Raw genomic sequence first — 26,765 nt, forward strand, 5'->3', positions numbered from 1 at the left:
CTCCTGATCTACGGATTACGCAAATCCTATGCGCTGCAATTTTTTTAAAAGAGACTGAGCCGCGTCTTATTTAGTGATGTCTTTTTCTTCGACTGCCAGCTTTCTAATTTTCATGGTAGTTCAACGTACAACGGCAGCCATCAATTTTCGGTTGCCGTCATATTGTGATTGAACAACTGTTCTCTCGCTAGCGTAATTCCGAGATCTCTCGAGCAGACCGAGAGGTATAGCCCTAATGTTTTAATATGGTGTTGTATGATGCCACAGTCCTCTTCAATAAACCTCTTAAAATCTAATCATTCCACATTCTTGTTACTTCTTCTAATTCTAATTCCTCGAATTGCATTTTATAGATATCTGGTTTCTTTAATTGGTTCAAAAAATCAAAGCCAAAAGCTGGATCAAAATAATTCATCATCAAAGTCATTACAAGACCATGAGTCCCGATTGCTATTTTCTTCCCTCTGTGCTCTTTTATTATGGGTTTTAGAACTGAGATTGATCTTTTCTGACAATCAGCATTAGACTCTCCGCCCGGCAAGGTATGATTAAGGTCATTAAAACTTTCTCTGATACTAGACATTAACTCTGCATTTTCAATAATATTAGATGCAAAATGACGTTCTCTAAGATCTTCAAATACATTAATATGTAAATTTAAGTGCTCGGCCAATCCCTCAACACTAAGAATTGCTCGAGTATAAGGACTTGATATAATCATGTCAATTCCTTCACCTATAAGTAACTTCGTTGCTTTTTCAATATCAATCTTTCCTTTTGGGGTAAGCCCTCTTGTTCTTTCATTTCCTTCATTGTATGGTGATTCTCCATGCCTAATCATATAGATAATTGTCTTCATACAGGGCTCCTTTAAATGCTTTCATTAAGTATCACACTGTGATTTCACATAACGTTATATTCACAAAGTTTATAAAATTATCCAACTCAGAAAATATTCAAGAAACAGTTTTCCTTTAGCTCAACGCTTATCTAGTACCCCTAATTAGTACCAATTCGGCCAATTAGCATAACCACAAGCTCTATAAGTACGGGACAATAGTTTTTATCCTATAGTAGCCACTCCGTTTATTAATCCCGAAGCTTGAGAAGCCCCAATGCTATATTGCCCAGGCAAAAATGTTGCATATAAAGCTGCCAATACGCCTACAGTATAAATAGCGGTCACAAAACAGTTGATAATCATTAAACGTTTTGGGAGACCACCTGTACGGAGACGCTGAACCATCTCCCACTTCGGCAATCGAAAATGATAGAAAGAATGCTGAATGACGTCAACTCGGAGTGCGTTTTGAATCAATTTCGGGACTGATCCGGCTTTCTCCAGATGTGCTACCATACGTCCAGATAATGCTACAAAAGTAGGAAATAATGCAATTGCAAGTAGAGTACCAAGGGAAGCAGCAGATAATATAATCCTAAAATTCCCAACAAGGTTAAACTCTAAATGCTTTTTAGCAAAATCAACGACTTTTCCGGTCATCGTTCCCTGAGCAATATTTGACGTTCTTGAAATAAGAACAATCATACCCGTTAAAGAAAGTGCAATTGCTAACTTTCCTGATCGAATTTCCGCCATTCTCACAGCGTATGAGAGTGTTTCAGCTGAATGGATAATCAACGTAAGTAACGATATTAAAATGATACGCTCAGTCATTGAGAACAGGAACAGCCTCCAGTTTGTTGCTTTTTTTATAAATCTCTCTCAACATTAACTTCCCTTACATATAATAACTTAGCTATTTCTTCCAAAAAAGAGAAACTCGCTTAATATTTTTTTCTTATTTTGATCTTAACGCCAACAATGTTATCTAGGGTCTTGTATTATGAGGTCTCCGCATCTTTTTATTAGATCTTAAACTTCGATAAAAAAAGCAGGATACCGTGGCACCTGCTCATTGATAGTCTTATTAAACAAACTTCTTTCGTTAGCTCAACAATTGATTTCTACATATTGCTTACCTTAACTTCTTGAACAAGATAAGGTAAGACATTATGTTGATTGAGCTTCTCAATCGTGGGTTCAATCCAATAAAACTCAAGATGCGATTCCAGGGAAACTTACGGACGGAAGGGTTCTGGTTAATTCGTAGCTGTGAAAGTTGAGTTAATAACTAAAATGGAGCCACACATGTTTCGCGGGCTCCGTTTCTATTTGCATGCTTTAGGATTTCTTAACTTCTGTAACGCCCTTCTGAAGAACATTCAGCAGAAACTTAATCGTTTCGGCACGAGTTAAAGTGTCCCCGCCTTGATAACCTTCAATGGTAGCGGACGTCTTCCCATCGGAATAGTGCCTATTTAGCAGATACGCAATCGCATCGTCGCCTGTAAGAGACTGGCCATCGATCGCTGCAATAATCTCTGCTACGCGAGTTCTCGTAAGTTTGGTTTCTCTCGCTGACTGATTGGAATACCCCAAGAGCGGGAGATTATACTTCTTACTAATGACATATAAACCGTCAGCCCAATGGTTATTTTGTTGCAAATCAAGACCTGTTTTGTCCGTTTTCAAGGCCCGAAGCGCGAATGCAATAAACTCGGCTTCTGTTACGTCACGGTTGGGCTGGAATGTTTTATCCTCATACCCTTGAACCAAATTTTGACTGATCGCCCATGCAATCTCTTTCTCTGCCCAATGACCGCTCAAATCTTTCATTTGTCGGCTGATTGTTTGATAGTCGGACGGAATCTCTGTGCTGCTGATACCGTCTCCGTTTACATCTTGTGCTTGCTTCAAGTTAGGATTCGCAGGATCAATGGCAGATAGACTGACCGTCGTTGAGGCGCCTCGATAGGTAATTGTGATGGTTACATTGCTTACTGCCCCAGATGCTGTCACAGTCCCATTTTGCACCGAGATATGACTGTCTGAAGATTGATATTGAGCTTGAGACGTTACCTCTTGATTGCCGTTCACATCCGATACCGCCCAAACACGAAGCGACTGAGACTTCCCTACCTGTAAACTCAACTTTGAAGGAGATGCTGTCAGCGAACTGAGCGTTTCGGATCTCGTTGTAAATGTCCATTCTTTCTGGATCGTAGTGCCGCCCGTCAAACTGCCTTCAAAATGTACCGTATACGTTGTACTCGGGTTAAGAGGTGTTTTGGGCGTGAGTACGACGATGCCTTTCGACGAATTCGAAGCGTCTGTTTTGTAGTAGTCAGTGTTGTTGCCGGAACTATCTGTAATGGTAGCTGAACTGAAATTGACGTTTTTGAATTCAGTAGCGGATATTGTAATCGGATAGCCTACTAGAGCGCCTTCTTTTCCAAAAGGGGCTAGAGGATTCGGTGTCTCTGCTGCATACCAGCTTGTCGGTACATTCGTTTGTCCGGAATAAGGGTAGTAGTATGCCGTCGGGGTGTTTGAACTAGCCTTATAACCAATATTAGAAACTGTTATTTTCGGCGCACTTGAGGCTATTCCAATTCCGAACTCAATCGCAGTAGGGTCAAGCATAAGACTTCTATGATAGGGAGCATCGATAAGACCTTGAATTCCACTATTATTCGTGTTATCAACATAGTTTACGACTTCGCCATACCCTGAGATTTTATAACCCACATAGGTCAGACGATCAGCAATACTTTGACCTGTAAACCCCACTTCACCTGGGAGTTCAACGTGCCCTCTAGATGATGCGGCTTGTGAGGAGCCTGTGCCATGCAGATAGTTCGCATGATTCTATGCTGCTCTTGTCAGTAATTGATTTTCAGTTAGCGGAGATGAACCCATGGCCGTCCGTATATTGTTCCAAAGCATATAACCGCTCGACCGCTGTGGAATCGCCTGCGGGTCATCTGTTCCGGAAACGACAGCGGCATTCACAACATTCACCGTAGACATCGCTGTGACTGAGCCAAAGGAAGCTGAAATGATCGCGGATCCAGATTTCAACGCTTTGATACCGCTTTTGTCGACTTGAACAATATCCGGTGCGCTGGACGAATACGTGACTCTTGAACTGTAGTCGAGGTCGTCGCCAAAATAAGCTTGTCCAGTCAATGTAAAGGACCTTTTTTCCCCCTGATTTAGCGCGTATTGATACGAATCGAATTTAAGGTGATAAGGAGGATTGACTTGGACGTTTAACGTCTTCGTCACCCCGCCGTAGGTGGCAGTCAGCACAGTTGTGCCTAAACTCAAGGTGGAAAAAACGCCTTGTGAACTTACCGAGCCTATCCCAGTATTTGAGGATGAAAAGATTGGATTGGGAGCGACGGATGACGTATTGTCACTAAGCATAATCCTCATTCGAAGATTAACTTCCTGACCTAACGTTAGGGTGGTTATCGTTCGCTCTTGATTGTCAGTTATATACGACTCGACGACACTCACGGCGTTTACTGCGGGCATAAGCATAAGGGATAAGACCATGAACAACAGCATGATTTTCAATTTGGATTGCATACATGTTCTCCTCTTCCATCTGATATATTCCTATTCAGCTTACCACATTCTTCTTTTTTCGACAAAAATTTTGGGAATAATAAAAGTAATCGAAGACGCAAAAAAAGAAGCCCCAGGAAGAGAAACTTTAACAAGAAGAAAACATAGCAAATTGCACTAGGCTCTTTTTCTTGCTGAAAATTCCGTCCATAGGACTTCTAACTTGCGGATAATTTAGTAATACACTATCACGCAGGAACGCTTATATTAAATATAACGCCGAAAATGGTCGCGCCGACATTCTTTAATTTGTTGGCGCGGCCGCAGCGCTACGTTATACAAATCGCCTACCATGTTATCTCAAAACGTAGGATATCTTCTTGCGCCAGTTCATTCCCAATCAGCACCTCCATCAGTTCAAGCGGAGTAACCGCTTTGATGCCATGCTTGACGCCGGCAGGAATTTGTAAAACATCCCCTGGAAGAAGTGTGTGCCGTTTATCATCCATGAAAATTTCAGCGGTGCCTGACGCAATCGTTACGATTTCTTGCCGGTGGAGATGCTGATGATAACTCGTACAGTTCCCTTGCGAGAGTTGTACTTTCTTGACCATGACTTCAAACCCGAATTCATTTTCCCAATGATTCAGGACCTCATACGTACCCCACCTTTTCTCTCCATACCTTGGGAATAGGGCTCCCTGTGGGAGCCTTTCCTTGATTAAATTGGCTTTCTCCTTGTGAGCGATCAAGATGCCGTCGGAACTTGCCGCCACGATCATATCTGAAATGCCAATAACTTCAATAGGGTAGGGAAGCTCGTTAATGAGATGGGTGTTGGCAGAATCATCTGATATTCGGCCTGATCCAATAACGTTATCCTCAAAATGCTCGGTAAGCGCACTCCAGCTCCCCAAATCATTCCATAAGCCATCATACCCAATAACAATTACAGGCTGCGTATGCTCGACGATTTCTCGATCAAAGCTTGTATTGGCAAGTTGTACGTATTGATCAAGCCATGATGCCACTTTGACAGGGTGCCCTTTATCCTTCAAACAGGACAGCATGAATCTCAAAGGGAATGCAAACACACCGCAGTTCCATAAAGCTTGGTCCTCCATTAAACGACTAGCGGTTTGCTCATCAGGCTTTTCGATGAATTGACGGACGAAAGCGTAATCCTCATTTTCCTTGGGCAGAACGGGAACAATATAACCGAACTGATCAGACGGCCCAGCAGGCTTCGTTCCGAGGAGCGCAAGCTCCGCTTTCGATTCTGAAAGGACATCGGTAAAGCGATGAAGCAGCCGGAAAAAGGCGGTATCTACATAAGTATCCACAGGGAGTATACAAATGGTTTCATTTGGATCCACTTGCATCCTCTCATGGAGATAACTGGCAGCTAAAGCGACGGCTGTGAAAGTTCCTCTTTTATAAGGTTCGGAGATGATCGGGATGTGTTCGCCGACATAGCTGCGTGTGATTTCAACTTGGCTGTGATGAGTGACAATACAGGTAGAGTGAAGCAGCCCGACTTCATCTAATTGTCGACATATTCGTTGAATCATCGCTTCTCTGCCGCCACTCGGGGATTTCAACAGCTTAAGAAACACCTTGGAGCGAATTTCATTGGATAAGGGCCATAGCCTTTTTCCCGATCCCCCGCACAATAGTACAATACGCAAGCCTAATACTCCTTTCTTGGAGAACGTCACCCAGACCCTTTCTTCTTCGCAAGAATAACTTTTTCAATCGCCTGCTTCATACGCATTCCTGCACGATCCCACGATAAATGCGTCATATCTCTTCTGCCTTGGCGTCCCTTCTGTTTGCACAGTTCGGGCTGCTCATACGCTTTCCTCATGATCTTCCTCAAGCTATGCAAATCCGGTTCCGCCCACTGCTGCCCCTTCTGCGCAAACAGATTGCTGAACTTTCGGGAGATGGCATGCTGACTGTTCATGCTTACGGAAGGGTTCTTTAATTTATATGGAATCAGGAATGAATTTTTGGTCGTAAGAAAATCCATTTGTCCGCCCCAGCCTGTTGCAATAACCGGTATGCCGCTTGCCAGCGATTCTAAAAATGGCAGTCCTACGCCTTCGCCACGCGTGGGAAGAACGAAGGCATCCCCAAGCGTATACAACCCTTTTAGCTGGCTTTCGCTGAGTCGGCGGCCGATGATGACAACGGGGGCAGTATCCTTGCCAATGCCGAGTCTTTTTTTGTATTGAGAGATTTTTTGCCTAATCCATTTCTCATTCTCATAAGCTGCGTATCCGTTTGTTTTAATGACGAGAATAACGTTATCTTTAGAGGAAAATTCTTCCCAATATGCTCTTAACAAGCCTTCCGGGTTTTTGCGATGCTGGAAGCCGAATACAGATACGAAAGTAAATTTGCCAGCGGCATTTGGCATATGCAGCTTCTTATTGTTTGGATGAAACTCCTTGGTGTTGACCCCATGAGGAGCAATGAAGATAGGGACTGTTACACCACTATTTCTCAGTGCCTTTTTATTATGCTGAGAGGGTACACAAATCGCATCAAATTTGTTCATGTTGGCAAGCCAGCCCTTGGGCGTCTTACTTGTTTCCCAAACGGTATTTAAAATAACGGGATCGTAAACACTCCGTTCCTTTGTCATGTGAATGCGGCTCGGAAGATAGTGATAAATAAGCACCTTTTTCCCACTGACCGGACTTCGGCCATGATTCGAAGCACCTATGCGGATGGTTACACCTTGCCGCTTTAGCGCACGAGCATACGCTTTACTTGCGCGCCCAAGACCGGTTGCGTTGTGGATAGGTCCTTTCCAGACCACATGATAGGGTTTCATCTAGCTATCACCTTGACGGATTTATGATAGTCTTTGCGTTTGTGAAGAGAGATGGACCTGTATGTCTTCGCCAGGGAAGACATCTTTGACTGTGAAATCTGGGAATTGCTCCAATTCAAGCTCTTATTTCTTGCAGGTTTCAAGATCATCCTGTCAGGCGACGACGAATACAGGAAATTGCCATACGTTTCAAATTCAGAGAAAGCAAACTGTTTGGTTCTATTCATGCTCCTCATAATCGCTGAGTACCAATTTCTGTTATGTTTGGTCTCAATCGTTTGTTTCAGCTGCTTTACCTTTGATTTTTCGAGCAGCATATAATGGGTAACGAAGGATAAGCGAGCCTTGCGGTCTTTGCCCATCAATTTTTTATACGTATTGAAATATTCGCCTTGACTCCAGTTCCTGCAATAAAATACAGTTTTGTTGCCTACTTTGAAGACGTGTGGACGAATGAGCACTGTATCTGCATCAATGACCATATAATATTCTGAAGAGCATAGCGTATCACCGCTCAGCTTAAGCAACTGCTGGTAGAGCCACCCGGACCGATTCCACGTCTTGGATTGATAATGGATGTCCTTCTTCGTTATAGGGAGAACGGTATCTTCATGAACGAACCTGCATCCTTTTTTCGAGCAAAGATCAAGAATTCTTTGCTTCTTAGGAGCCACAATGATGATTTCCTTAATAGGGTGCTTCACATATTTCCTCACGGCATCAATGACAAGGGGAAGTGTCCCCAGATCCTTCTCAATCGCCGGGATTAGCACATCAATTGGTGTTCTGCTGCCAGACTCCGCTTTTATTTGCATGGACATTTGCTCATCTCCATTAATGTAAGGTATGGAATAGTATATGTCAGGCGAATGAAAGGGAATGGGTTTAATGCGTATGAAAAATGTACAAAAGAGGGAGGGGGTCTGAGCAAGTGGGGCGAGGCTGTTCTAATAGGTTAAAAAGACCGTGAGGAAAGCCCCTTTTTTGTGGCATATGCAAATTCATGTGGTCACTCGGAAATTAATAGACTTTTAGCAGCCGATTATTTGTTCTCACGGTTCCAATCTCCTTGTTACTCACTTCAGTTTGCACTGAGCCAGGTCGCCTGTGCCTTAATAGTATCCCTTTAACTCAATAAATAGGTGAATAAATTTTATCTGTATCAGTGTCTATTACAAAATCAACCTCAACATCGCTATCACTCGTGATCCGTTCAAAGTTGTGAAGCCTACAAAATACATTAGCAATATCACTTATTTCATATGTTATTTCTTTGGCTTTAAGATACTTTTCCTTTAATTGTTGTTTAGAACACTTTTTACCCGTTAGTAAAACATTCAATGTATAACCGTCAATTTCTATTATCATTATCTTCACTCCTGGTCGCTAATCAGTCATATAGCTTAGAATTTGTTAGCTGAATGCCTAAAAGTATATATTTTGGTCTTGTCGGCAATCGGACTATATTCTTGTCACTCGACAACTTTGACTAACTTTAGGGATAGCCTCGTTATGTAATAAAGGTTGCCGATGTTCTCGGCAACCTCAACAGGCAAAAAAACTCAAGCGCAAATCGTGTGAACCAATTTCCGCCTATGCTCATTTTTCTCTGAACAGCCAGAAGCTGTCCCCGGAATCGGTATTCATAATCAAGCTGTCGGTCGATGTTCGGGACATTGAGTTGTAAGCCCAGAACCGGTTAGCGCTTCCTGGAGCAAAAAACGAACGGGTCGACTCTGGAATCGTCAACAGACCGCTTCGCGCTGCAGCCTCGGGACGAATCCGATTTAACGTAAAGAACCCGTTGCCGCGGGCATGGCCGGGAGCATTATAAAATTGCAGCATATCTAACGGCTTATCATGAACCTTCATCGTCACTTCCTTAAAGATCACATAAAGCCCATCCGGCCCCCGTTTCAACCACGGCTCTCTGTCACCAAGCAGGAAATCTGCGTATAGGCTTCGCGGCGCCCCTTCTTGTTCCGGGGGCACATCGACTATGATCATCCGGTGCATCGTCAGCTCCGCCAGATCCCCTGCAGCGACAGGCTTATCGACAACATTAGCAAAGCTCGTATACGGAATCAGCTCATCATCAAACGTCACATGTATATAACGATTCTCATAATACAGCTTGACATCGTCTGTGGACATCTGCTTCGGGTGCTCCGGTCCGAGATACATCGAATCCCCCCGTTGCAGGCCTTCGAGTACCGCCTCCCGAATCGTCATGTTCAGATCACGCAGCTTTACAAATCTCGTCGGCTTCGTCTCATCATGAAAATTATAATAAATTCCTGTATCCGGCAGCTTCGCCAGCGGCTCCAGACCAGCAAAATCCATCTTGCTGCTCAAACCGATCCCGATCAACTTGATATACTTCGGGATGGCTCTCCCCTCCTCACTATTGGGTACCTTCAAGTAACGGTAGGGCGTCAAGCTTGTCGCATTCGTTCCCGTCAAGCCTACCTCGCGCAATTCATTCAGCCCAAGATAGTCCTCCGCGCGGGTGCCTTCCACCCGCTCATATCGCAGCAGAATCGCAGCCAACTCCGCTCTGCTGGCCGTCTCGTTTGGACGCAAGCTTCCATCCTCGAAGCCGTTAACCAGCCCAGCCCCTCTGGCGAGTGCCAAATAAGGAATCTGCTCCGGCGTGAAGCCGCCCCGGTAGCTTTCCGGTGAAGGCAGCAGCGTATGGGCAGTGTCGACGAGCGCTTGCCGGAAACCGGTGTCTGCCTGCGCCAGCCCAGTAGCCATCCATTTCATAAGCTCGAATCGTGTGACCGGAACGTCCGGCTGGAAGCCTTGATCGTAATCTGCTGGGGAGATGAAGCCAAGCCGAATCAGCTTGTCCACCTCAGCGCGGCTCCAGTGGCTATCTACACCGGCTATGGAAGCGCCCGGTTGGCTCGTCTCCTTCAACCGCGTGACACGGCTGAGCATACTAGCCGCCTCAGCGCGCGTTACAGCATGATCAGGACGGAAGGTTCCGTCAGCGTAGCCTTGCACCAGTTTCTGTGTCACAGCCGTCTGAACAACCTCTGCCGACCAGTGTCCTTTTAAATCTGTAAAGCCGCTGGCTTGCGCAGAGGCTGGCTGGCTCAGAATGGAAATACCCAGCAGCAGCACAAGATTGAGCGTCCATATTTGTTGCTTATTCATTTTTCCTACTCCCTTCCAAATTCACGACAAACACTATTCTACCAAAGATTGGAGTACTTTTTCATCTTTCAGGTTAAACTCGTATTAAAACTTCGCATTATAGCTCCAACCTTGCTGATAGATTCTTGTGTTATTGACTTACCAACTGGCTGCCCAATTATACTTATTTCTACAAAATCCTAATTTCGCTTACAAAGCCCCAATCTCCACAATTCTGTTTTCCAACCGGGAACATTCTGTAGAAAATCCGATTAGATGCCCATATACGGATTTCTCTAAAGAAGTGCTTGATATCGAAGGCTTTTCCCCTCGCAGCACACGCACGAAATCATTCACAAGCAGTAAATCTCCCCCGCCGTGACTGTCATTGGTTACATTTACGGTTACGCGCTCCTCTGTGTATTCATGCCCAGAACGGGCATCGGGGTGTCTGACTACAAATGAACCATCTTCCAAAGTTCCCTGAATCTCTCCCTTCGTCCCAACGATGAATAACGTTCTACATGGTTTGGAAGTCCCCCCGATCATATTGTGCGTAGCCGTTGAGCCATTCTCGAATTCCACGATAACGGATTGGCGATCGACGACATCGTTGTCGCAATGCCAGACGCATCGGCCATACGGACTGCTTGTGCGCAGGATATGTTGGTCTTATTTCGCCCGTCATCCAACTAATAATATCCAAGTCATGGCAGCATTTCGCCATAAGCATAGATGATTTGCATGTTTCTTTGGAGTTCCACTTCCCTCTAATAAAGGAAGCCGCCATATGATGATAACTAACATGTTCCGCCGTTTGAATATTGACGACTTCTCCGATGACGCCAAAGCTGGCTTATAATTATAATAAAACCTCCTATCAGAGCAATTATTTCTAGTTTGCTACTAATAGAAGGTTTTAGACTTATTAATTCAACTCTCGTTCCCAGTTACTTCAAAAGATTTTGGTAATTAGGGAGGAAATCATCCTTATTGGGTCCTCTAAGATGTTCAAAATTTTTAAGCTCAACTCCAGCCAGTGAGATCCGATATGTAAGTTCATCTTCGCCGACAGGTATATGAGGACCGACTATGGGTTGAGCATCAATTGTGATTAAAAAATCAAAACCACGGAAAGCAGCTACCCTTTCAAGACTTTTCACATTTACATAACCTGGATGAATAACTGGTGGTACTGTAATTACATCTGCGTATACCTCAGCAAGCTTCTCTTGTATATGCGGAAGTAGACTTATGACAAGCATATCTTGTAATTGCAGTTCCTTTGAGTCCTCAAGTGGCTTATTGCCAGCTGGATTTGAAGTTTGCTCTGAAAGAGCCTTTTCAGCAACATAGTGAACATCTATTTTATGTTTGTTATCCGTCTCAGGAGAGGCTTGTGTGTATTTTACAAGAGCACCACTGCTCTCAGCGAATAAACGAAGAGGCACATATGCCTTGTTATTATAGTTAAGCACCTCTTCACCTTCTTGCAGTTGTACTTCTTTGGAGAATCCGTTAGCTAGAAAAAAAGTAACTTTACTTGGAAAGCTTGTTGTTTCAATCACACTCGAAGCAAATACAGAAGTTGTTGCCATTAAGAAGGCACCACACAACACACCTGCAATAAAATGTTTCTTCAATTCGTCCACTCCTCTTCAAATGTAAATTCTATTCATTTGACGAAGCGAATGTACTTTTTGATGCAAACACGTTATATATTAAATATCGCCACCATACATGTAATTCAAAGGAAAGGTAAGTTGCGTTATTCTGCCCGTTCGTATTTGACACAAACCGACAATGGCTGAATTCCTTAAAAGATTCGTTTCTTATAGCTTTTCCATGAAAGCTAACAAATGTTCTTTCACCTGTGCTTTTTCTTCCTGAGTCATATTGTTTAATTGTAAATTCTTTGCATGATCAGGGGTAATAAGGATTGTGGAGGGTTCTTGAATTGTTTCTTTAAGGGTATTTCCTTTTTCAGTGAGCAACAGCTTAGATTTGTTTGAATAGGAATGAATTATTTCTGTTTGTAAATAATTACCTTTCATATCATAAAGATCCTTGTTCAGCATATTTAGATTAGATTACTATTATACCATATTATGGGTAATTTTAGTTATTGAAACTCGTTGTTCAACGGCAGCCGATCGTTTGTCAGCTGCCGCCAAGTAATGATTAAACTATAGTTCTCCGTTAGAACTTAATCTCATTTGCCCTTGATGACATTATTATCAATTAAAAATTCATCCGACATACTCTTTTGAAGAAAGTCGATTTACTACCCCCCAATTCCATTATGACTAAGCAGAGGCCCAGCTTTTTTTAAAAAATTGTTTTCTGGGTCTTCTTTAATTTGCCGTTTTTTAAGAACCAGAGCTTTTTAATTTTCATGGAAGTTGAATGACGGTTTGCAACTTATCATTTAACATACTTTTGAAAGATGGGCTTCGCTTTGGCGACCACTAGACCGCTACCTCCACGTCCTTTCACATCTTCAACCATCATCGAAATCAATAATCGAGGCTTTTCTGTATTAAACCCCACAAACCAGCCGTTTTCTTGGCCATCTTCACCCTTTTTCAACTTCAGCTCAGCAGTTCCGGTTTTACCGGCAATGGGCACATTCGGCAAATAAGTACCGTGACCGAATCCCTTCGGATTTTGAACAACTTCAAGTAAATCCTTCTGAATCAAATCTGCATTTTCTGGGCTGGTCACCGCTTCTCTCCAGACGTTGCCCTTCTTATCTTGTTCACTCAAAGCTGGATAAAGAAGATTCCCCTTATTAACAAAAGGGATATAAGAAAGCGCCACATGAAGTGGTGTCATCAGGACTTCGCCTTGACCATAGGCGGAATCGGCTAATTGTACATCACTCTTGATTCCGCTATTCGATAATGTGGCTACATCTACTGGATAGGCGATCGGGAGTTTCTCCCCAAACCCAAATTTTTGAGCTTCACGCTCAAACTTTTCTTTTCCCATATCCAAAGCTTCCTGTGCAAAGAAAATATTATCTGAGTTAACTAATGCATCTCTCATACTCTCATCAGAAACATCACGGACTCGTGTCACATAATAATTCCCCCACGAAGCATCTTTCGTCCAGCGTAGGCCTTCAATATGTCTTACACGCTGTGGCACCGTTACCTTTGTGTTTAGTCCAGCTGCAGCTGTCACCGATTTAAAAACGGAGCCTGGAGCATATAGCTTCGTAAATCGGTTCAGCAGCGGCTTCTTTGGATCATCATTCCACTGTTTCCATTGCTTATCAGATACACCGCTAATAAACGTATTCGGATTATAGGCAGGGCTGCTAACCAAGGATAAAATCTCCCCGGTAGAGGGATTGAGGGCAACAGCCGCACCAGCGTCATGATTCATCTGTTCGTATATGGAAAGTTGCAAATCAGCATCAATTGTTAATCGGATGTCCTGTCCAGGAACCGCTTCACGTTCAGCCAGCGTGCGCTTTATTTTACCAGTGGCATCCGCAATGTCAATGCGTCCGCCATCTTTTCCCTTTAGCTGTTCCTCATAAATTTGCTCCAATCCGGCTTTTCCAAGTAAATCGCCCGTCACATACCCTTTTACCTTAAGCTTGCTGAGCTCTTCCGCATTAATTTGTTGGATATAGCCCGTTAATTGAGCCGCAGCTTCCCCAAGCGGATATACACGCATCTTCTGCTCCTGGGAACTAACGCCCGGCAAACTCTCCAGACCTTGTAAGAGCTGAACATCTGGCCGACCAAGAGGCACAAAATAGCCCGTTTTGATCCATGATGCGCTAAGTTTCTTGTTGATGTCTTCCAGACTTAAGTTCAAGGCTTCACTTAGTCGGATTTTCGTTTTCTCTGCATCCGGACCTAGTTGATCTGGAACCACTCCTAGCATAAGTACTTTTCCGTTAATGGCCAGACCTTGACCTTTACGATCTATAAGATTCCCGCGAACCGCTTTGAAGGATTGAGCTAACACTTTATCTCCATCCTTCATGTCAGGGAAAATAAGCGACGGATTCCACTGCACTCCCCATGGATGCTCTTTTTGACTCTTATCATGGACAAGAAAAACCTGTTGAGTGAAGGAAATGGGGCCAGCCTGAGTGTCCATACTGGATTGAAACGTAAATGAGTCTGGTGCGCTCCCCTTTGTACTTTCCGAAAATTGTTTATTAAGGAGAGTTACCTTGAGATTAGTAGCCCCGATCCCCGAATAAATATCACGGTACCGCTTAACAAACGTTTCCTTTCCAATTTTCTGCTTGGCATCCTCTGACAAAATGTCATACATATCTTCAAATCTCAACTCATTCCAAGCTTGTAAATATGCCTGAAAGCGCTCCTCCGGAAGCTCCTCCTGCTTACATCCTGTTAAAAAAACGAAAACACATAATACGCCAACTATCCAAAGTTTCATGAAGACTTTCCTTTCTAAAGGCCTTTTAATTATGAATAGATAAGTAAACATTCAAAATAATCAAGAATTCTTTCTATATGGTCTATAAGCTTCATCCGATTATGTTAACTTACTACCCTTTGTTCGACGTAATAATGAAAAGACGAGTTCATTTCTATAAGGTGTTCTACCTTTACAACAAGACCATCTTCTTTTGCCGAAAATTTCATAATAAAGGGTATCATATTATTATTCAACTAACCTCCCCGTTACTCAATAACAAAAGAGGAGCTGCTGCGAAGCAAGCCCCTCAACTTATGGCCAAGTTATTCCTCCTAATTCCCAAAAGTCCTTCTTTTGTATACTGCCCAATAGCTTAATAGCAAATGGAGCAGCTGCCGCGGCAATCTGCTCCAGGTTTGTTTGAACTAACGTTCACCGTTTGCTTAATGACTATTTTTTTCAACGCTTGGATTCTAATAACGCCATTTTGTTTGCCAACATCTTTGAGAGAAGGTTTTGAAACTGGTTCTACGACGAATGCAAGGTTAGCTGACAACTATGAACGGGTAGTGATTTTATCTCCAATGCCAAAGGGTTTCGGTTCGATTCTGGGAGCTGCGGAGGATGCTGCAGCAATGAGCGTGAATGCAAATGTAGTTCTTGTCACACCTGATGAGCAAAGCATCAAAGCCATCGGACCCAATCCGTATGATCCAACAATCTGCAGTGCTGTTGCAATCGCCGGACGAGCGCAAAGCAAACAAATCGTTGACGCCATTCTTTCCATTTGGTAACGCAAAGTACCATTCTTTAATGGCGATCGAAATCTGCCCGTTAGTCATCCATTGAAAAATGTCACTAGGCTTATTTGCCGATTTCATGCTCATGCCTGCTATTATAAACTTTTCAAACTTGCGGATTACCGGTTACGCTCAATTTTTTCCATAGACTTGTGATTCAAATAAATCCTGTTGGGTCGAAGAAAATGACGGCTTATTGATGTTATTTAGCGGCAATAACGCCGACGATATTTCACAAGTTATTAACCCAAAAAATGGATGTACCCTCGGATTTGCCATTAGTCCTGATTCTTACCATGCTGTGAGTAGAATTTATGATGGAGAGAGATATCCCTTAGTCTATTCTTTTCATGCTGCTTAGTTATTGCAGACATAAAATGACCAGTACAAGTTAATACTTGTCTGGTCATTTTTTATCTTTCCTAATCTACAATCCCCATTCACCTACGTTTACCACAGCCTCCACTTCGGCTTTCCCACATCAATATAAATGCTTTCCAATCAATCTAATTCAGCTCGTGAAAATAGGTCTTTTATTAATGAGTCATCTTCACATGCTTCCTTAAAGGCTATTGCAAAACTAAGTATTGCTTCTCTATTGTCTGAATAAGCAGCGAACATATCGGCTTCAGGGTCAAATCGCACGATATCAACTAAATGTGGCATTTTTTCTTCAAGAAACACGGCTGCTAATGAACCCCAATCATAGCCATTGCCCTCAAATCCTTCTTCGGCTCGTGTTTGAAAAATTTCATACTTATATTTGCCAGCACTTAAAATCATTGATATGCTTCCATTATTATGCGAAACTAGCCCAAATGGGTTTATTTTTTCATTAACTTCTAACAAACCCTCATCCTGTTCAAAGTTAACTATATGAATGGTTTCATTTCCTGCACTACCAGAGGCGTTGCGGCTCATTTCTAAAAACCTCCTGCCATGTTTATCTTCAGGGTCTAGTGCTACAGCTTGTTCAAAAGCAACTATCGCTTCCTTATACCGTTTAAGGTAATAATAAGCATATCCTAAACGGTAATGCCAAAGAGGGTCTCGCTCGCCTTGCTTTTGCACAGATAAAAAATATTTGATAGCTTCATTATAATTTTCTTGATTATTCAATGCTCTTGCCAAATGGCAAACTAAGTCATAGTCCCTGTCTGCTTCGGGTATTTCTATAATTTTATTAATGATTTTCTTATGCTGGTTCTTGTTATGCCAAAGAGTGAGCTGTTTCAATAGATCCTTATCCATCCTTGTATTCTCTCCTCTAACTTTAATTAAAATCAGGAATCATGAAACGTAGTGGAACACCTACGTTAAACGACTGTACATGCCGTAACCATCGGGAGGGCATGTCGCTGGCTTATCCGTACTAGAACGTGCCCCAGCAGCTGCCGCGGCAATCTGCTCCCTATTTATTTCTAAAATTGCACTAACCCAAAAACGATAAATCTTTTATAAACCAAGCGTCCGTAGCATTATGCTCTGAACCATCTAGTGCTCTTTCAAGTTGTTGGAAACCTAATTTGATGTAAAGGAGATTTGCTGCTTGAAGTTTCTTCAATGTTTCTAAGTAACAGTGTGTATAGTGTTCCTTGGCGAAGTCGAGTGCTACTTTCATAAGATCCTTCGACAGACCCATACCTTGAGCTTCGGGTGTAATGTATAGCTTTTGCAGCTCGCAAATTCCCGGTTCCTGCCCAAATGGTGCAATCCCCACACCGCCAACCACTTCATTTTGTTCATTCACTGCAACCCAATACTTTGAATTTGATTGTTCCTTGTAAAATTGTGCCAAACTGCTCAGTTGAGGGTCAAAATATGCTGTTCCCGGAATGTTTAGGTTAAATGATTCTAATGAGCGTTTAATAATTCGCTCTATTGTTTGATTGTCCTGTTCTTCAATTTCACGTATTTGCATGGTTTCATTCCCCCACTATCAAAATAATTATAATTTATTAACTCTAATATTATTCACAAAATTATTCAACCTATTCTAGTATACTGCCCATCCCTCGGAGTAAAGGGCTGATGCGGCAGCCCTTCATCAGATGTTCAATTATCGTTTAACTTTAGTAGTTCATGTATTACACTCTCAATATAGGTGGTTCATAGTTTGTAAAGAGATACTCTGTCGCTACATTTCGAGATTTACTCCAAATCTACGACACCTCCAGTATGAGAATTGTTTACCGTATGAAAAACTCTATCTTTTATCCTTTATGAAAGCAAATAAATAGAAATCGTGTGAAGATCATTTTTTAAGGGCCCGTCCCTGATTTATCGAAAATCCATCCTAATTTTGTTTGTTTAACATAAATATAACTCGAACTTAGATCACTAGCATAGAATAAGGATCCTTCGGATCCCCTTTTTCCTTGATTTTTTAATTCAGTTGTAACAGCAAGTAATGGATGTCCAGTAAGTAAGATGTGTTTTCTTACTTCAATATTTGCTGAAGGAGAAGGAAAAAAGCAAAATAGTATAACTAGTCCTAAAATTGTTATGAAAATTACTCGCCCTTTTTTGCTCACTATTATCAACTCCATGTTTAAGTATTTAAAAAACGATCACCTAGAGGAAACCATTTAATGTCTATTAACATAGGGAGTGGTTTCAATAGCCGCTTTAATTCGTCGCATGCAATCCAAATGGTAAAGTTCCTCTCGATTATGGAAACTGAACATGCCCCGTAAGTATTTAACTCTCAAGAATGGTTCTGCAATTAAATCATTCATTTTTCCCTCACACGCTTCAATAATGTCATCTACCTGCGATTTCAAGTAGTTAGTAATCTCGTCAACCGACGGTGGTGCTTCAGACCAATTGCTTGGTCTGGTTCCTTTAGGGAACAGTCGATAATAGTTGCTCGGCATACGAGTTGACTCATTGATCTTAGGGAATATTCCATAGTCCCAGGCAACAAGAATGTGTCCCAAATTCCACCGAATACTGTTACTAAAGCCTAATGGGACAATATCAAGAATATCTGGTGTAGCGGATTCTACTAACGATATTGTTTGTTGACGCAATTCACGAAATTGTATAAATGCCTTGTTTTCTTTCACTCGGTTCCCCCCCAATCAAACTAATAATTTGTATTTCGATATTAATGATAATTTTCCTTTTTTTTACTTAATGAGTTCCTCCGACATTGTGCTAACCTCGTTACTTTAATAAAAAAAGAGGAGCTGCTGCGAAGCAAGCCCCTCAACTATCGTTCTGCGTTTAGTTGAGTAAGGATAGGAATCAATTTTATTCATCATAGCTTTTTCTTATAACTAAATGGGATACTAGTTCCACTTTATCTAGAAGAAAAATCCAATATACCTTCTGGATACAACGGCTTTTGTTTCAATTGCTCGAAGGTACGCCAAGTTAATTTTATTTCTTCTCGCTCGCTATGATTTAAGGCCTCCTGAATCAGAGCATCATTAATTGAACCCCAATGTAAGATGGTACAATCATGTCTCATTTTGCCGTCATATTCAACAATGCTTTCATTAAGACATGCAAGTGAGCTAATATCTGATTGTAAATCAAACTCCTCAATTAATTCTCTTTTGATAGCCTCTACGGCAGTTTCACCAAATTCAACACTTCCACCAGGAAAGCGATAAAATGATTCTTCTTTATCACATTGAACTAATACTGCTAACCCATCTTTGCGGAGTATTATTGCTTCAGCTCTTAGTATTGGTCGGTTCAAGTAAATCCTCCTTTATACTCTGTAATTCAATTTATTCCATGCTACATTGCGTTATCCTTGCCTAGCGATTTATTCATTGGTTATGACCTTGCTAATTCGCATTATGATCAAAACTATTTTTAATTAAAAATTAGTAGATGTTGTAATTTCATGGATTCGATCTAAAAGCAATCAAAAATAAGTTTAGTGAAGCTAAAAACGAGTGTAACTCAGGACTTGTAAGGTCCTAGAGGGCACTCGTTTCTCATTAATATGTGTCCAATAACTTTATTTCAGAGCGGAATTTGTATTCAAGTTGCATTTGTCTAGGGATAATCTCAACATTGACTACAGATTATGATTGATCTTCGTCAAAAGTTGTTGAAGAACTTGCTGATCGTCTTCGTTGAGATTCTGAACGATCTTCTCTTCTACCCGTTGGAAGGATAGTTCGAAGTCATTGATCAAGGCTAGGCCCTTGGGCAGAACGTAGATGTTCTTCTGCCGTTCGTTATGAGCGGGGATCTTCCGTTCGATATATCCCTTCTTCTCAAGTCCCTGAAGCATGCTTGTGATGCTTGCTCCGCGCACATGGAAACGTTCGGAGAGATCTTTCTGAATAAGGCCTTGCTCCTGATGTTCATGGATGAAGGCTATTAATTTTCCCTGCTGAGAATTCAAGCCCAGTTCTTTAATGCTCTCATCGGCTTGTCTCTTTAATTTAAGTCCGATAAGCTGCAGCATTTCCAGAAACGGGGTGTCGGGGTTGGTATCCATGCTGGACTCCTCCTGTCTAACGATTAAATTTCTAATTGTAAGTAGTAAAACTATATAGGAATGAATGAATAGTGTCAACGGATCAGATAGAAGTCGAACAAAAAAATATTGACTGTTAGAATTCTAAGTATTAATGTTTGAACAAGTGATTTCCCAACTTAATTACACACCAATACACAAGAAATCAGGAGGAATTAGACATGAATTCGTTGAATGGAAAAGTAGCGTTGATTACAGGATCTTCTAGAGGAATTGGACGCGGCATTGCCGAGCGGTTATCGGAATTGGGGGCCAAGGTGGTCATCAATTATTCGAATAGCGCAGAGGATGCGTTAGCTTTGGTGGATACGATCTTGAGCAATGGAAGAAAAGCGTTGGCGGTTCGCGCCGATCTCAGCAGAGTAAATAAGATTGAGGAGATGTTCGCCAAGACGATGGCTGAGTTCGGCCAAGTGGATATTCTGATCAACAATGCGGCGGTGATCACGAACAACCCTCTGTCCGAGGTGACTGAGAGGGAGTTCGAACATCAATTCTCGGTTAACGTCAAAGGGGTCTTCTTTGCTTGTCAGCAAGCATGGAAGCATATGGAGAGCAACGGGAGAATTGTGAATATCTCTACAGCAGGAACGAAACTAACCTTCTCTGATATGAGTGTCTATGCGAGCACCAAGGGTGCGGTTGAACACCTTACTCGTCAGTTAGCCAAGGAATTCGGTTCCAAACAAATTACCGTCAATGCAGTAGCACCTGGCCCGATACAAACAGATCAATTCTTCGTTGGCAAGTCAGAAGAAGAAATAGAGTTCATGGAGGGCATGAACTCCCTTGGCCGCATGGGTACTCCTCTGGATATCGCCAATGCCATTGAATACCTAGTGAGCGATAAAGCCGATTGGATAACCGGTCAGACCATCCATGTTAACGGAGGAATGAATTGAATCATCGAAACCTTATGATGACGTCCTTGCTCGACTGCGGCTTCGTCGGCACTCTGCCGCGCAATGGCTAACGACAGGCTACCTTCTGACGCTCGGCATCCTTATGCCGATGACCGGATTGTTGCTGCAGTGGTTCACCTCCAGGCAGTTGTTCATCAGCTCGCTTGTGAGTTCGATAACCGGCACTTTGATCGCGGCGATGGCGTTCGGTTTCGAGATATTATTGGCAGCCCGTGTTCTGCAGGCAATCGGCATGAGCCTGCTTCTTCCGCTCTTATTCAATATGATCCTTGTCGCTATCCGCCTGAGAAGCGAGGCGCGGCGATGGGCTCGTCATCATGTTCGCGCCTGCCATCGCCCCCTCCTTATCAGGGCTGCTGATTGAATACTTGTCCTGGCGTTACATATTTTGGTTTTCCATGCCGTTACTAGGGATAAGGTCTGTTAATAGGACTGAGGTACTTGGAAAATGTAACGAAGCGTACGAAGCCGCCGATCGATTTGTTGTCTATCGTATTATCCACTCTCGGTTTCGGCTCTGTCGTATTCGGTTTTTCTAAGGCCGGCGAAGCGGAGGCGGGGTGGACAAGCATGGCGGTTACGGTATTCCTTCTCATCGGAATCGTATTCCTTGCGTTGTTCGCGCTTCGGCAACTAACCATACGTCAGCCATTGCTGAACTTAAGCGTCTTCCGGTACCCGATGTTCACAGTGGGGCAATCAATCATTCTGATCGGCATGTTGATTATTGTGTCCAGCATGATTATTTTGCCCATATATTTGCAGAACAGCTTGAAGTTCTCAGCGTTCACGACGGGCCTCCTGCTACTGCCGGGCAGCGCATTGAACGGAATTCTATCCCCTTCGATGGGGCGTTTATTCGATAAGCACGGTCCGAAGCGGCTGGTTATCCCGGGTTTCTTGGTCATTGCGTCAACGTTAGGGTTCTACTGCTGGATAACGGCTTCTTCCTCAGCGGGATGGATCGTCGCCCTTCATATCGGACTGATGGTTGGAATCTCGATGGTGATGATGCCTGCACAGACGAACGTGCTGAACCAGTTGCCGCCTGCTCTGCATCCGCACGGCACAGCCGTCATGAGTACGCTTCAACAGGTGACAGGCGCGATCGGAACGGCCATTGCCGTCAGTCTCCTATCACAAGGAACAGGTGCGCGCTTGCAGGACTCCATGTTGCCGAATTCTCTCGATAGAATGGCCGACGCGATAGCATTCGGCTCCCGGAACGCGTTCTTCTTTTCGCTAATCGTCTCGATTATAGGTTTGATTATCGCCATCTTCATCCGGCGGGTTGTCGTTTGTGATGGCTTCAGCAATGACGTACAATGAATGTAAACCAACCTAGAAACTTTATCAGAAAGGACCGATCACTATGCAACTGAAGCTGATAATTATCACGCTCAGCCTGTAAAAGATCTATTTCTCTTGTCCTTGGTGTCTTTTGCAGGCTGAGCCTCTAACCAAGGGGACGTGATAATTTGAAACCGACACGAAAAAATCGAAACCAAGCATTCGTTCGTCATCAACGAAAGGTAGCAATTGCGCGTAAAAAAAAGATCGCTAAACAAACACACTGGCTTGTAACTAATGAGCGATACGGACGTTTGTCCAAAAACAAAGTGCATTGTTCTTGTCCGCTCTGCAGCGACAAAACTGCTTTAATTGGGTTTCCAAAATCCCAAATTATTCGACTGCAAAGCCAAGCCGAACAATGATGGGATTGTCAAAAGGGAGAGCACTTGTGCTCTCCCTCTTTTGTGTAAAAAGTTCTGGACTACCGCTTCATCCCTATCCTCCCGTCCAACAAACAAAGGCAGCCCATGGCGCGGCTGTCTACATAAAGTGAATTAAATATTCCTTGACAGGTATATACCTAAAAAGGTATATTCAACGCATGAATTCGATCTGGAGAGCAAGAGATTCGACAAGATCAGGGTTATATCGCAGGAAATACAAAAGAAGGAAGTGAAGAGCGTTAGGCTGTAATCCTGTAAGTATAGTCGTTCTCGTAAAACTAATTCTTTTGAACTTAAGGAGGATGAAATGCAATGAAAAAAATTATAATTCCTTACTGGATTTTTACTGTTCTAGTTGTGTTATTTATGGGTGTGGGTGCGGTTACTGATACAATAAAAGCAACTGATGCTGTTAAACTTTTCGAACACTTGGGTTATCCTGATTACCTTCTTCCCTTTCTTGGAATCGCCAAGATAGTTGGAATCATAGCGATCCTTATCCCCGGCTTTCCACGAATCAAGGAATGGGCATACGCAGGGTTGCTTTTTGATTTGACAGGGGCAATGTATTCAACCATCGCTGTAGACGGTTTAACAACTGGATTTGGTTTTCTACTTGGTTATATTATGATCGCAGGATCCTATATTTATTATCATAGAAAATTGAAATCTGGCTTGAGAACCTAACCTTAAAAAAAACCGGTATACGTCATACGCATACCGATTTCTCCACTATCTCTTCAACTCAGGGACAAGGCTTGGAGGAATTTCCCCCTGCAAGCCCTTCACCAAATTATTCGCAGCAAGCATAGCCATATCGAAACGCGTCTGATGAGTAGCCGATCCGATATGCGGCAGGGTTACGACGTTAGGCATTTGCAATAACTTGTTATCCGGATCTACTGGTTCTTGCTGGAAAACATCAAGACCTGCTCCGCGGATGCTTGCTTTCTCCAAAGCTTCAATTAGTGCTTCTTCATCCACAGTTTGCCCACGGGACGCATTGATAAAGATAGCTGTCTTCTTCATAAGGGCTAATTCTTCACGGCCGATGAATTGAGTTGTTTCAGGTGTTAATGGCGTCATGACCACTACAAAATCAGACTCTTGCAACAGCTCCTGCAAGGAGCGGTAGACAACGCCAAGCTTTTGCTCGGCTTCCGTTTTTCTGCTGCGATTGTAGTACACGACATCCATATTGAATCCGAATTTCGCCCGTCTGGCAATCGCTTCCCCGATACGTCCCAAACCAATTATCCCAAGTTTAGCATGATGAACGTCTATACCGAAAATGTGCTCTTCGCTTCCCTTTTTCCATTTGCCAGCTTTTACGTAAGCATCGAGCTCCGGAATTCTTCTCGCTGTGGCCAAGATAAGTCCAAAGACCGTATCCGCCACCGTTTCATCCAATACACCCGGAGTATGAGTCCCCATTACGTCCCTAGCCTGCATTGCCTCTATATCGAAATTATTGTAACCAACCGAGACATTGCTAACAATTTTAAGCTTCGGTGCATGCTCCAACAGTTCCTGATCAATGCTTCCGCCAGATATTAAAAGTCCATCCACATCGGACAGCTCCTCTAAAAGCTGTTGACGAGGAATTTCCTCTTTCCTGTCCCACATCCGATAATCGCAGTGCTGAGCAATGTACGCTTCCACTTCACTTGGAACTTGCTTTGCAAGAAATACTTTTGGCCGCATCTCCAAAACTCCCTTCCAGTCTATGCATGCATCATACCAAAAAATCAATATTCATAGAAGTTCTTTTTGCCGATCATAAACGATGTACCATCTCCAAGTAGAAGGTCAGCCAGCCGCAACCTTGGTTTGTAGCAAACTCTCATAATTTTATTTTTATTAATGCAACTACGCTCAGTTATCCAAATGCTGGAGGAATTCGAGTACACGCTGCAACAGCAGCGTCGTTGCGATTGCGTCATATGACGGCAAACTTCTATCAGCGAACAAGTGCTGATCTCCTCGGTACAAAAAGAGTTCGGCATGATCGGCCGTAGTCACGAGCTCGCGTGCCGCCTCAATGTCGCCCTCATCAACGAAATAGGGATCCGCGTCCATGCCGTGAATCTGCACCGGCAGTTCCGCCGGCCAGGGAGATCCGAACATCGAGGCTGGAACGCAGGAGTAAAACAACAATGCACCACGAGCGCCTTCACGAGTCTGAGCGAGCTTCTGAGCCGCAACCACACCGAGCGAAAACCCCGCGTAGATGATCTCACGTGGAAACTCACTGGCAACACGTATACCTCGCTTGGTTATCTCTTCAAAACCAATCTCATTGACATAGGTCATGCCATCCTCGATCGTGGTAAACAAATGACCGTCGAAAAGGTCAGGAACATGAACAGTGTGACCCGCCCCTCTGAGCTCGTCGGCAAAAGCATTAATACCCTTTGTCAGTCCCAATGCGTGGTGCAACAAAAGAATCACTGCCATTTCTATTCTCCTTCCAAATTGATCCTCATTCGATTTCGCTTCCTTCCTGTCGTTATCCTGCCCGTTAGAAATATTTTTTAAATCCTTTACTAACCAATCCGTCATATCCTTCTCGTTCGAAGAACTGATGACAATTTATGGATTTAATTCTCGTAGAACCGAACTCGATACCTAATGAGGTTCTACCATTCTGAATCGTACTTATAATTCACCATTCATTTAAATTAGCTTGCCATTTACCAATACCAGAGGAACGCGAAGACCCATAGGCTTTACATTCATCAAAGAATGCATTCCTACGGGTCACGTTCACTTTCCAAAACCACTAACTACATCGTTTTTTCGCTTTGTGCGCTAGCATAACGCTCATTTCTCCGGTACGAATTCTGTAATAAGAAGAAACCGATAAAACCGCAGATCGTGATGCCAAAGCAAATTCGGTACAATACGGCTGCTCCTAGATTCTCGAACATCCAGCCGCCGAGTATCCCTGCTATGATTCCGGATATACCTCCCCATGTCAGACCATAAACCGCTTGCCCGCTGGATCGGTATTCACCGGGGACAAGGTGCGAAGTAAGCTGTGTCCCAACGTAGTAGTAGCCACCGAATGTTATGGCATGCAGCAATTGAATGAATATGACCTGGATAGCCGAACTCGCGACAGACATCAATAACCAGCGAGCCGAAAAGAGTAGGCTGATCACGGTCAACCAGCCCAGCATGGTGCGCGAATTTTTCTTCAAATACCGGTCCAGCAGCAAAAATACGGGCACTTCCAGAATGGCTGTGGCGAAGGCAGCCCAACCGACAACCGTATTGGTTCCGCCTAAGCCTCTAATGTAGATACTGAGAAAGGTCGTGTTTATCGAGTTGGGAATCGATATTAGCACGCCCAAACAGACGAAGATCAGAAAATATTTATTTTGAAATACCGTGAAATAGCCTTTGTTTGTAAACTTCGCTTTCTGCTCCCTTTCGTTGCCGCTGGGCATCAGGAAGGTAAAGAATATGGCGAATAGCAGCATCGCATCGAATACAATCCAGAGCTTGTTAATTCCCAGCCAGCCAATGATCGGACCAGCAATGACCGCAATAAGCGCCCATCCCAGCGACCCCCACGCACGGAACTCTCCAAATTTGCGATTAGTCCCCTCAATGACGTTAAGGATCAAGCTGTTGCTTTGCGTGAACAGCGGGCTTTGAAACGTGAAATAAAACAGCATCAGACTGTAAATCAACGGGTAGGATTCCGTCATAAACACAAATTGCATGACACTAAAGTTACCGATTAGGCAAATAATTAGAATGCGCTTGTTGTTGCGAAACCGATCCGCACAGTACGCCCAGAATGGATTAGCTACCAGTCCGATGAGCGGGCCACCGGCTACCAGAAGTCCGATCTGCACATTTGAAAACCCGATATCCTTCAGATATAACGCGAAGAATGTGCTATAAATAGCCAGGGCCCCATAGAGCACAAAGTTGAACACCTTCAGCATTCCAAGCATATTGCGGCTAATCGTATGATCCGACATGAT

At 43.2% G+C, this 26,765-nt stretch carries 28 protein-coding genes; 5 read left to right on the forward strand and 23 right to left on the reverse strand.

Translation table 11 applies throughout. The annotated features are described in order from the left end of the window. Positions 1-292: 292 nt before the first annotated feature. From HQN90_RS07000 to HQN90_RS07060, 14 genes are all read right to left on the reverse strand, one after another. Positions 293-859 (reverse strand): histidine phosphatase family protein, encoded by a 567-nt coding sequence (locus tag HQN90_RS07000; RefSeq protein ID WP_173217085.1) that lies wholly within the window; start codon positions 857-859, stop codon positions 293-295. 204 nt (positions 860-1,063) lie between these two features. Beyond that, positions 1,064-1,675 carry a lipid II flippase family protein gene (locus tag HQN90_RS07005; protein ID WP_173217086.1) on the reverse strand — a complete coding sequence of 204 codons (612 nt, stop codon included), beginning with the start codon at positions 1,673-1,675 and terminating at the stop codon, positions 1,064-1,066. A gap of 507 nt (positions 1,676-2,182) precedes the next feature. Next, positions 2,183-3,631, reverse strand: coding sequence for an S-layer homology domain-containing protein (locus HQN90_RS39545; RefSeq protein ID WP_173217087.1), 1,449 nt, complete (start codon positions 3,629-3,631; stop codon positions 2,183-2,185). A gap of 78 nt (positions 3,632-3,709) precedes the next feature. Further along, positions 3,710-4,435 (reverse strand): hypothetical protein, encoded by a 726-nt coding sequence (locus tag HQN90_RS07015; protein ID WP_173217088.1) that lies wholly within the window; start codon positions 4,433-4,435, stop codon positions 3,710-3,712. Between the two features lie 326 nt (positions 4,436-4,761). Then, positions 4,762-6,102, reverse strand: a complete 1,341-nt coding sequence (locus HQN90_RS07020) for a sugar phosphate nucleotidyltransferase (protein ID WP_173217089.1) — start codon at positions 6,100-6,102, stop codon at positions 4,762-4,764. 26 nt (positions 6,103-6,128) lie between these two features. Next, entirely contained in the window at positions 6,129-7,256 is a 1,128-nt protein-coding gene (locus tag HQN90_RS07025) for a glycosyltransferase family 4 protein (protein WP_173217090.1), read from the reverse strand. Continuing rightward, positions 7,253-8,077: a DUF6492 family protein gene (locus HQN90_RS07030; RefSeq protein ID WP_173217091.1), complete on the reverse strand. Its 825-nt coding sequence runs from the start codon at positions 8,075-8,077 to the stop codon at positions 7,253-7,255. The genes HQN90_RS07025 and HQN90_RS07030 overlap by 4 nt, the downstream gene beginning before the upstream one ends. 310 nt (positions 8,078-8,387) lie before the next feature. Next, the gene (locus HQN90_RS07035) at positions 8,388-8,624 is read right to left on the reverse strand and encodes a hypothetical protein (protein ID WP_173217092.1); all 237 of its coding nucleotides are present in this window, start codon (positions 8,622-8,624) and stop codon (positions 8,388-8,390) included. A 231-nt stretch (positions 8,625-8,855) separates the two neighbouring features. Further along, the gene (locus HQN90_RS07040) at positions 8,856-10,418 is read right to left on the reverse strand and encodes an S-layer homology domain-containing protein (RefSeq protein ID WP_173217093.1); all 1,563 of its coding nucleotides are present in this window, start codon (positions 10,416-10,418) and stop codon (positions 8,856-8,858) included. Positions 10,419-10,607: 189 nt separating this feature from the next. After that, positions 10,608-10,874, reverse strand: a complete 267-nt coding sequence (locus HQN90_RS38565) for a hypothetical protein (protein WP_246362125.1) — start codon at positions 10,872-10,874, stop codon at positions 10,608-10,610. Positions 10,875-10,917: 43 nt separating this feature from the next. Next, a complete protein-coding gene (locus tag HQN90_RS38570; RefSeq protein ID WP_246362127.1) occupies positions 10,918-11,187 on the reverse strand; it encodes a hypothetical protein in 270 nt (89 codons plus the stop codon). Positions 11,188-11,347: 160 nt separating this feature from the next. Beyond that, the gene (locus HQN90_RS07050; protein WP_173217094.1) at positions 11,348-12,040 is read right to left on the reverse strand and encodes a DUF3888 domain-containing protein; all 693 of its coding nucleotides are present in this window, start codon (positions 12,038-12,040) and stop codon (positions 11,348-11,350) included. Positions 12,041-12,229: 189 nt separating this feature from the next. After that, positions 12,230-12,451 (reverse strand): hypothetical protein, encoded by a 222-nt coding sequence (locus HQN90_RS07055; protein WP_173217095.1) that lies wholly within the window; start codon positions 12,449-12,451, stop codon positions 12,230-12,232. Positions 12,452-12,821: 370 nt separating this feature from the next. Then, positions 12,822-14,822 carry a penicillin-binding transpeptidase domain-containing protein gene (locus HQN90_RS07060; protein WP_173217096.1) on the reverse strand — a complete coding sequence of 667 codons (2,001 nt, stop codon included), beginning with the start codon at positions 14,820-14,822 and terminating at the stop codon, positions 12,822-12,824. 617 nt (positions 14,823-15,439) lie between these two features. Between HQN90_RS07060 and HQN90_RS07065 the strand changes: the two genes are divergently transcribed. Then, complete coding sequence (locus HQN90_RS07065; RefSeq protein WP_173217097.1) at positions 15,440-15,598, forward strand: hypothetical protein; 159 nt, start codon at positions 15,440-15,442, stop codon at positions 15,596-15,598. Between the two features lie 507 nt (positions 15,599-16,105). On the opposite strand, the gene HQN90_RS07070 is transcribed toward HQN90_RS07065, so the two are convergent. From HQN90_RS07070 to HQN90_RS07095, 6 genes are all read right to left on the reverse strand, one after another. After that, on the reverse strand, positions 16,106-16,855 hold the full coding sequence (locus HQN90_RS07070; RefSeq protein WP_173217098.1) for an Imm51 family immunity protein: 750 nt from the start codon (positions 16,853-16,855) through the stop codon (positions 16,106-16,108). A 181-nt stretch (positions 16,856-17,036) separates the two neighbouring features. Further along, positions 17,037-17,525, reverse strand: a complete 489-nt coding sequence (locus HQN90_RS07075) for a GNAT family N-acetyltransferase (RefSeq protein WP_173217099.1) — start codon at positions 17,523-17,525, stop codon at positions 17,037-17,039. A 340-nt stretch (positions 17,526-17,865) separates the two neighbouring features. Further along, positions 17,866-18,138 (reverse strand): hypothetical protein, encoded by a 273-nt coding sequence (locus HQN90_RS07080; protein WP_173217100.1) that lies wholly within the window; start codon positions 18,136-18,138, stop codon positions 17,866-17,868. 54 nt (positions 18,139-18,192) lie between these two features. Then, positions 18,193-18,672, reverse strand: coding sequence for a DinB family protein (locus HQN90_RS07085; protein ID WP_173217101.1), 480 nt, complete (start codon positions 18,670-18,672; stop codon positions 18,193-18,195). Positions 18,673-18,908: 236 nt separating this feature from the next. Then, positions 18,909-19,313 (reverse strand): NUDIX domain-containing protein, encoded by a 405-nt coding sequence (locus tag HQN90_RS07090; protein WP_173217102.1) that lies wholly within the window; start codon positions 19,311-19,313, stop codon positions 18,909-18,911. 327 nt (positions 19,314-19,640) lie between these two features. Beyond that, positions 19,641-20,069, reverse strand: coding sequence for a MarR family winged helix-turn-helix transcriptional regulator (locus tag HQN90_RS07095; protein ID WP_173217103.1), 429 nt, complete (start codon positions 20,067-20,069; stop codon positions 19,641-19,643). A gap of 200 nt (positions 20,070-20,269) precedes the next feature. On the opposite strand from HQN90_RS07095, the gene HQN90_RS07100 reads away from it, so the two are divergent. The 4 genes from HQN90_RS07100 (at position 20,270) to HQN90_RS07115 (ending at position 23,454) form a co-directional block, all read left to right on the forward strand. Further along, positions 20,270-21,010 (forward strand): glucose 1-dehydrogenase, encoded by a 741-nt coding sequence (locus HQN90_RS07100; RefSeq protein WP_173217104.1) that lies wholly within the window; start codon positions 20,270-20,272, stop codon positions 21,008-21,010. Positions 21,011-21,472: 462 nt separating this feature from the next. Next, on the forward strand, positions 21,473-22,360 hold the full coding sequence (locus HQN90_RS39860) for an MFS transporter (protein ID WP_476739322.1): 888 nt from the start codon (positions 21,473-21,475) through the stop codon (positions 22,358-22,360). A gap of 149 nt (positions 22,361-22,509) precedes the next feature. After that, complete coding sequence (locus tag HQN90_RS07110; RefSeq protein WP_173217105.1) at positions 22,510-22,746, forward strand: hypothetical protein; 237 nt, start codon at positions 22,510-22,512, stop codon at positions 22,744-22,746. Positions 22,747-23,079: 333 nt separating this feature from the next. Next, positions 23,080-23,454 carry a DoxX family protein gene (locus HQN90_RS07115; protein WP_173217106.1) on the forward strand — a complete coding sequence of 125 codons (375 nt, stop codon included), beginning with the start codon at positions 23,080-23,082 and terminating at the stop codon, positions 23,452-23,454. A gap of 45 nt (positions 23,455-23,499) precedes the next feature. On the opposite strand, the gene HQN90_RS07120 is transcribed toward HQN90_RS07115, so the two are convergent. From HQN90_RS07120 to HQN90_RS07130, 3 genes are all read right to left on the reverse strand, one after another. Beyond that, on the reverse strand, positions 23,500-24,471 hold the full coding sequence (locus HQN90_RS07120) for a 2-hydroxyacid dehydrogenase (protein ID WP_173217107.1): 972 nt from the start codon (positions 24,469-24,471) through the stop codon (positions 23,500-23,502). Positions 24,472-24,642: 171 nt separating this feature from the next. Beyond that, positions 24,643-25,329, reverse strand: coding sequence for a dienelactone hydrolase family protein (locus HQN90_RS07125; RefSeq protein ID WP_246362128.1), 687 nt, complete (start codon positions 25,327-25,329; stop codon positions 24,643-24,645). A gap of 224 nt (positions 25,330-25,553) precedes the next feature. Further along, on the reverse strand, positions 25,554-26,762 hold the full coding sequence (locus HQN90_RS07130) for an MFS transporter (protein ID WP_173217108.1): 1,209 nt from the start codon (positions 26,760-26,762) through the stop codon (positions 25,554-25,556). Positions 26,763-26,765: the final 3 nt, after the last annotated feature.

This window comes from Paenibacillus alba, from assembly GCF_013204855.1.
GTDB lineage: Bacteria > Bacillota > Bacilli > Paenibacillales > NBRC-103111 > Paenibacillus_E > Paenibacillus_E alba.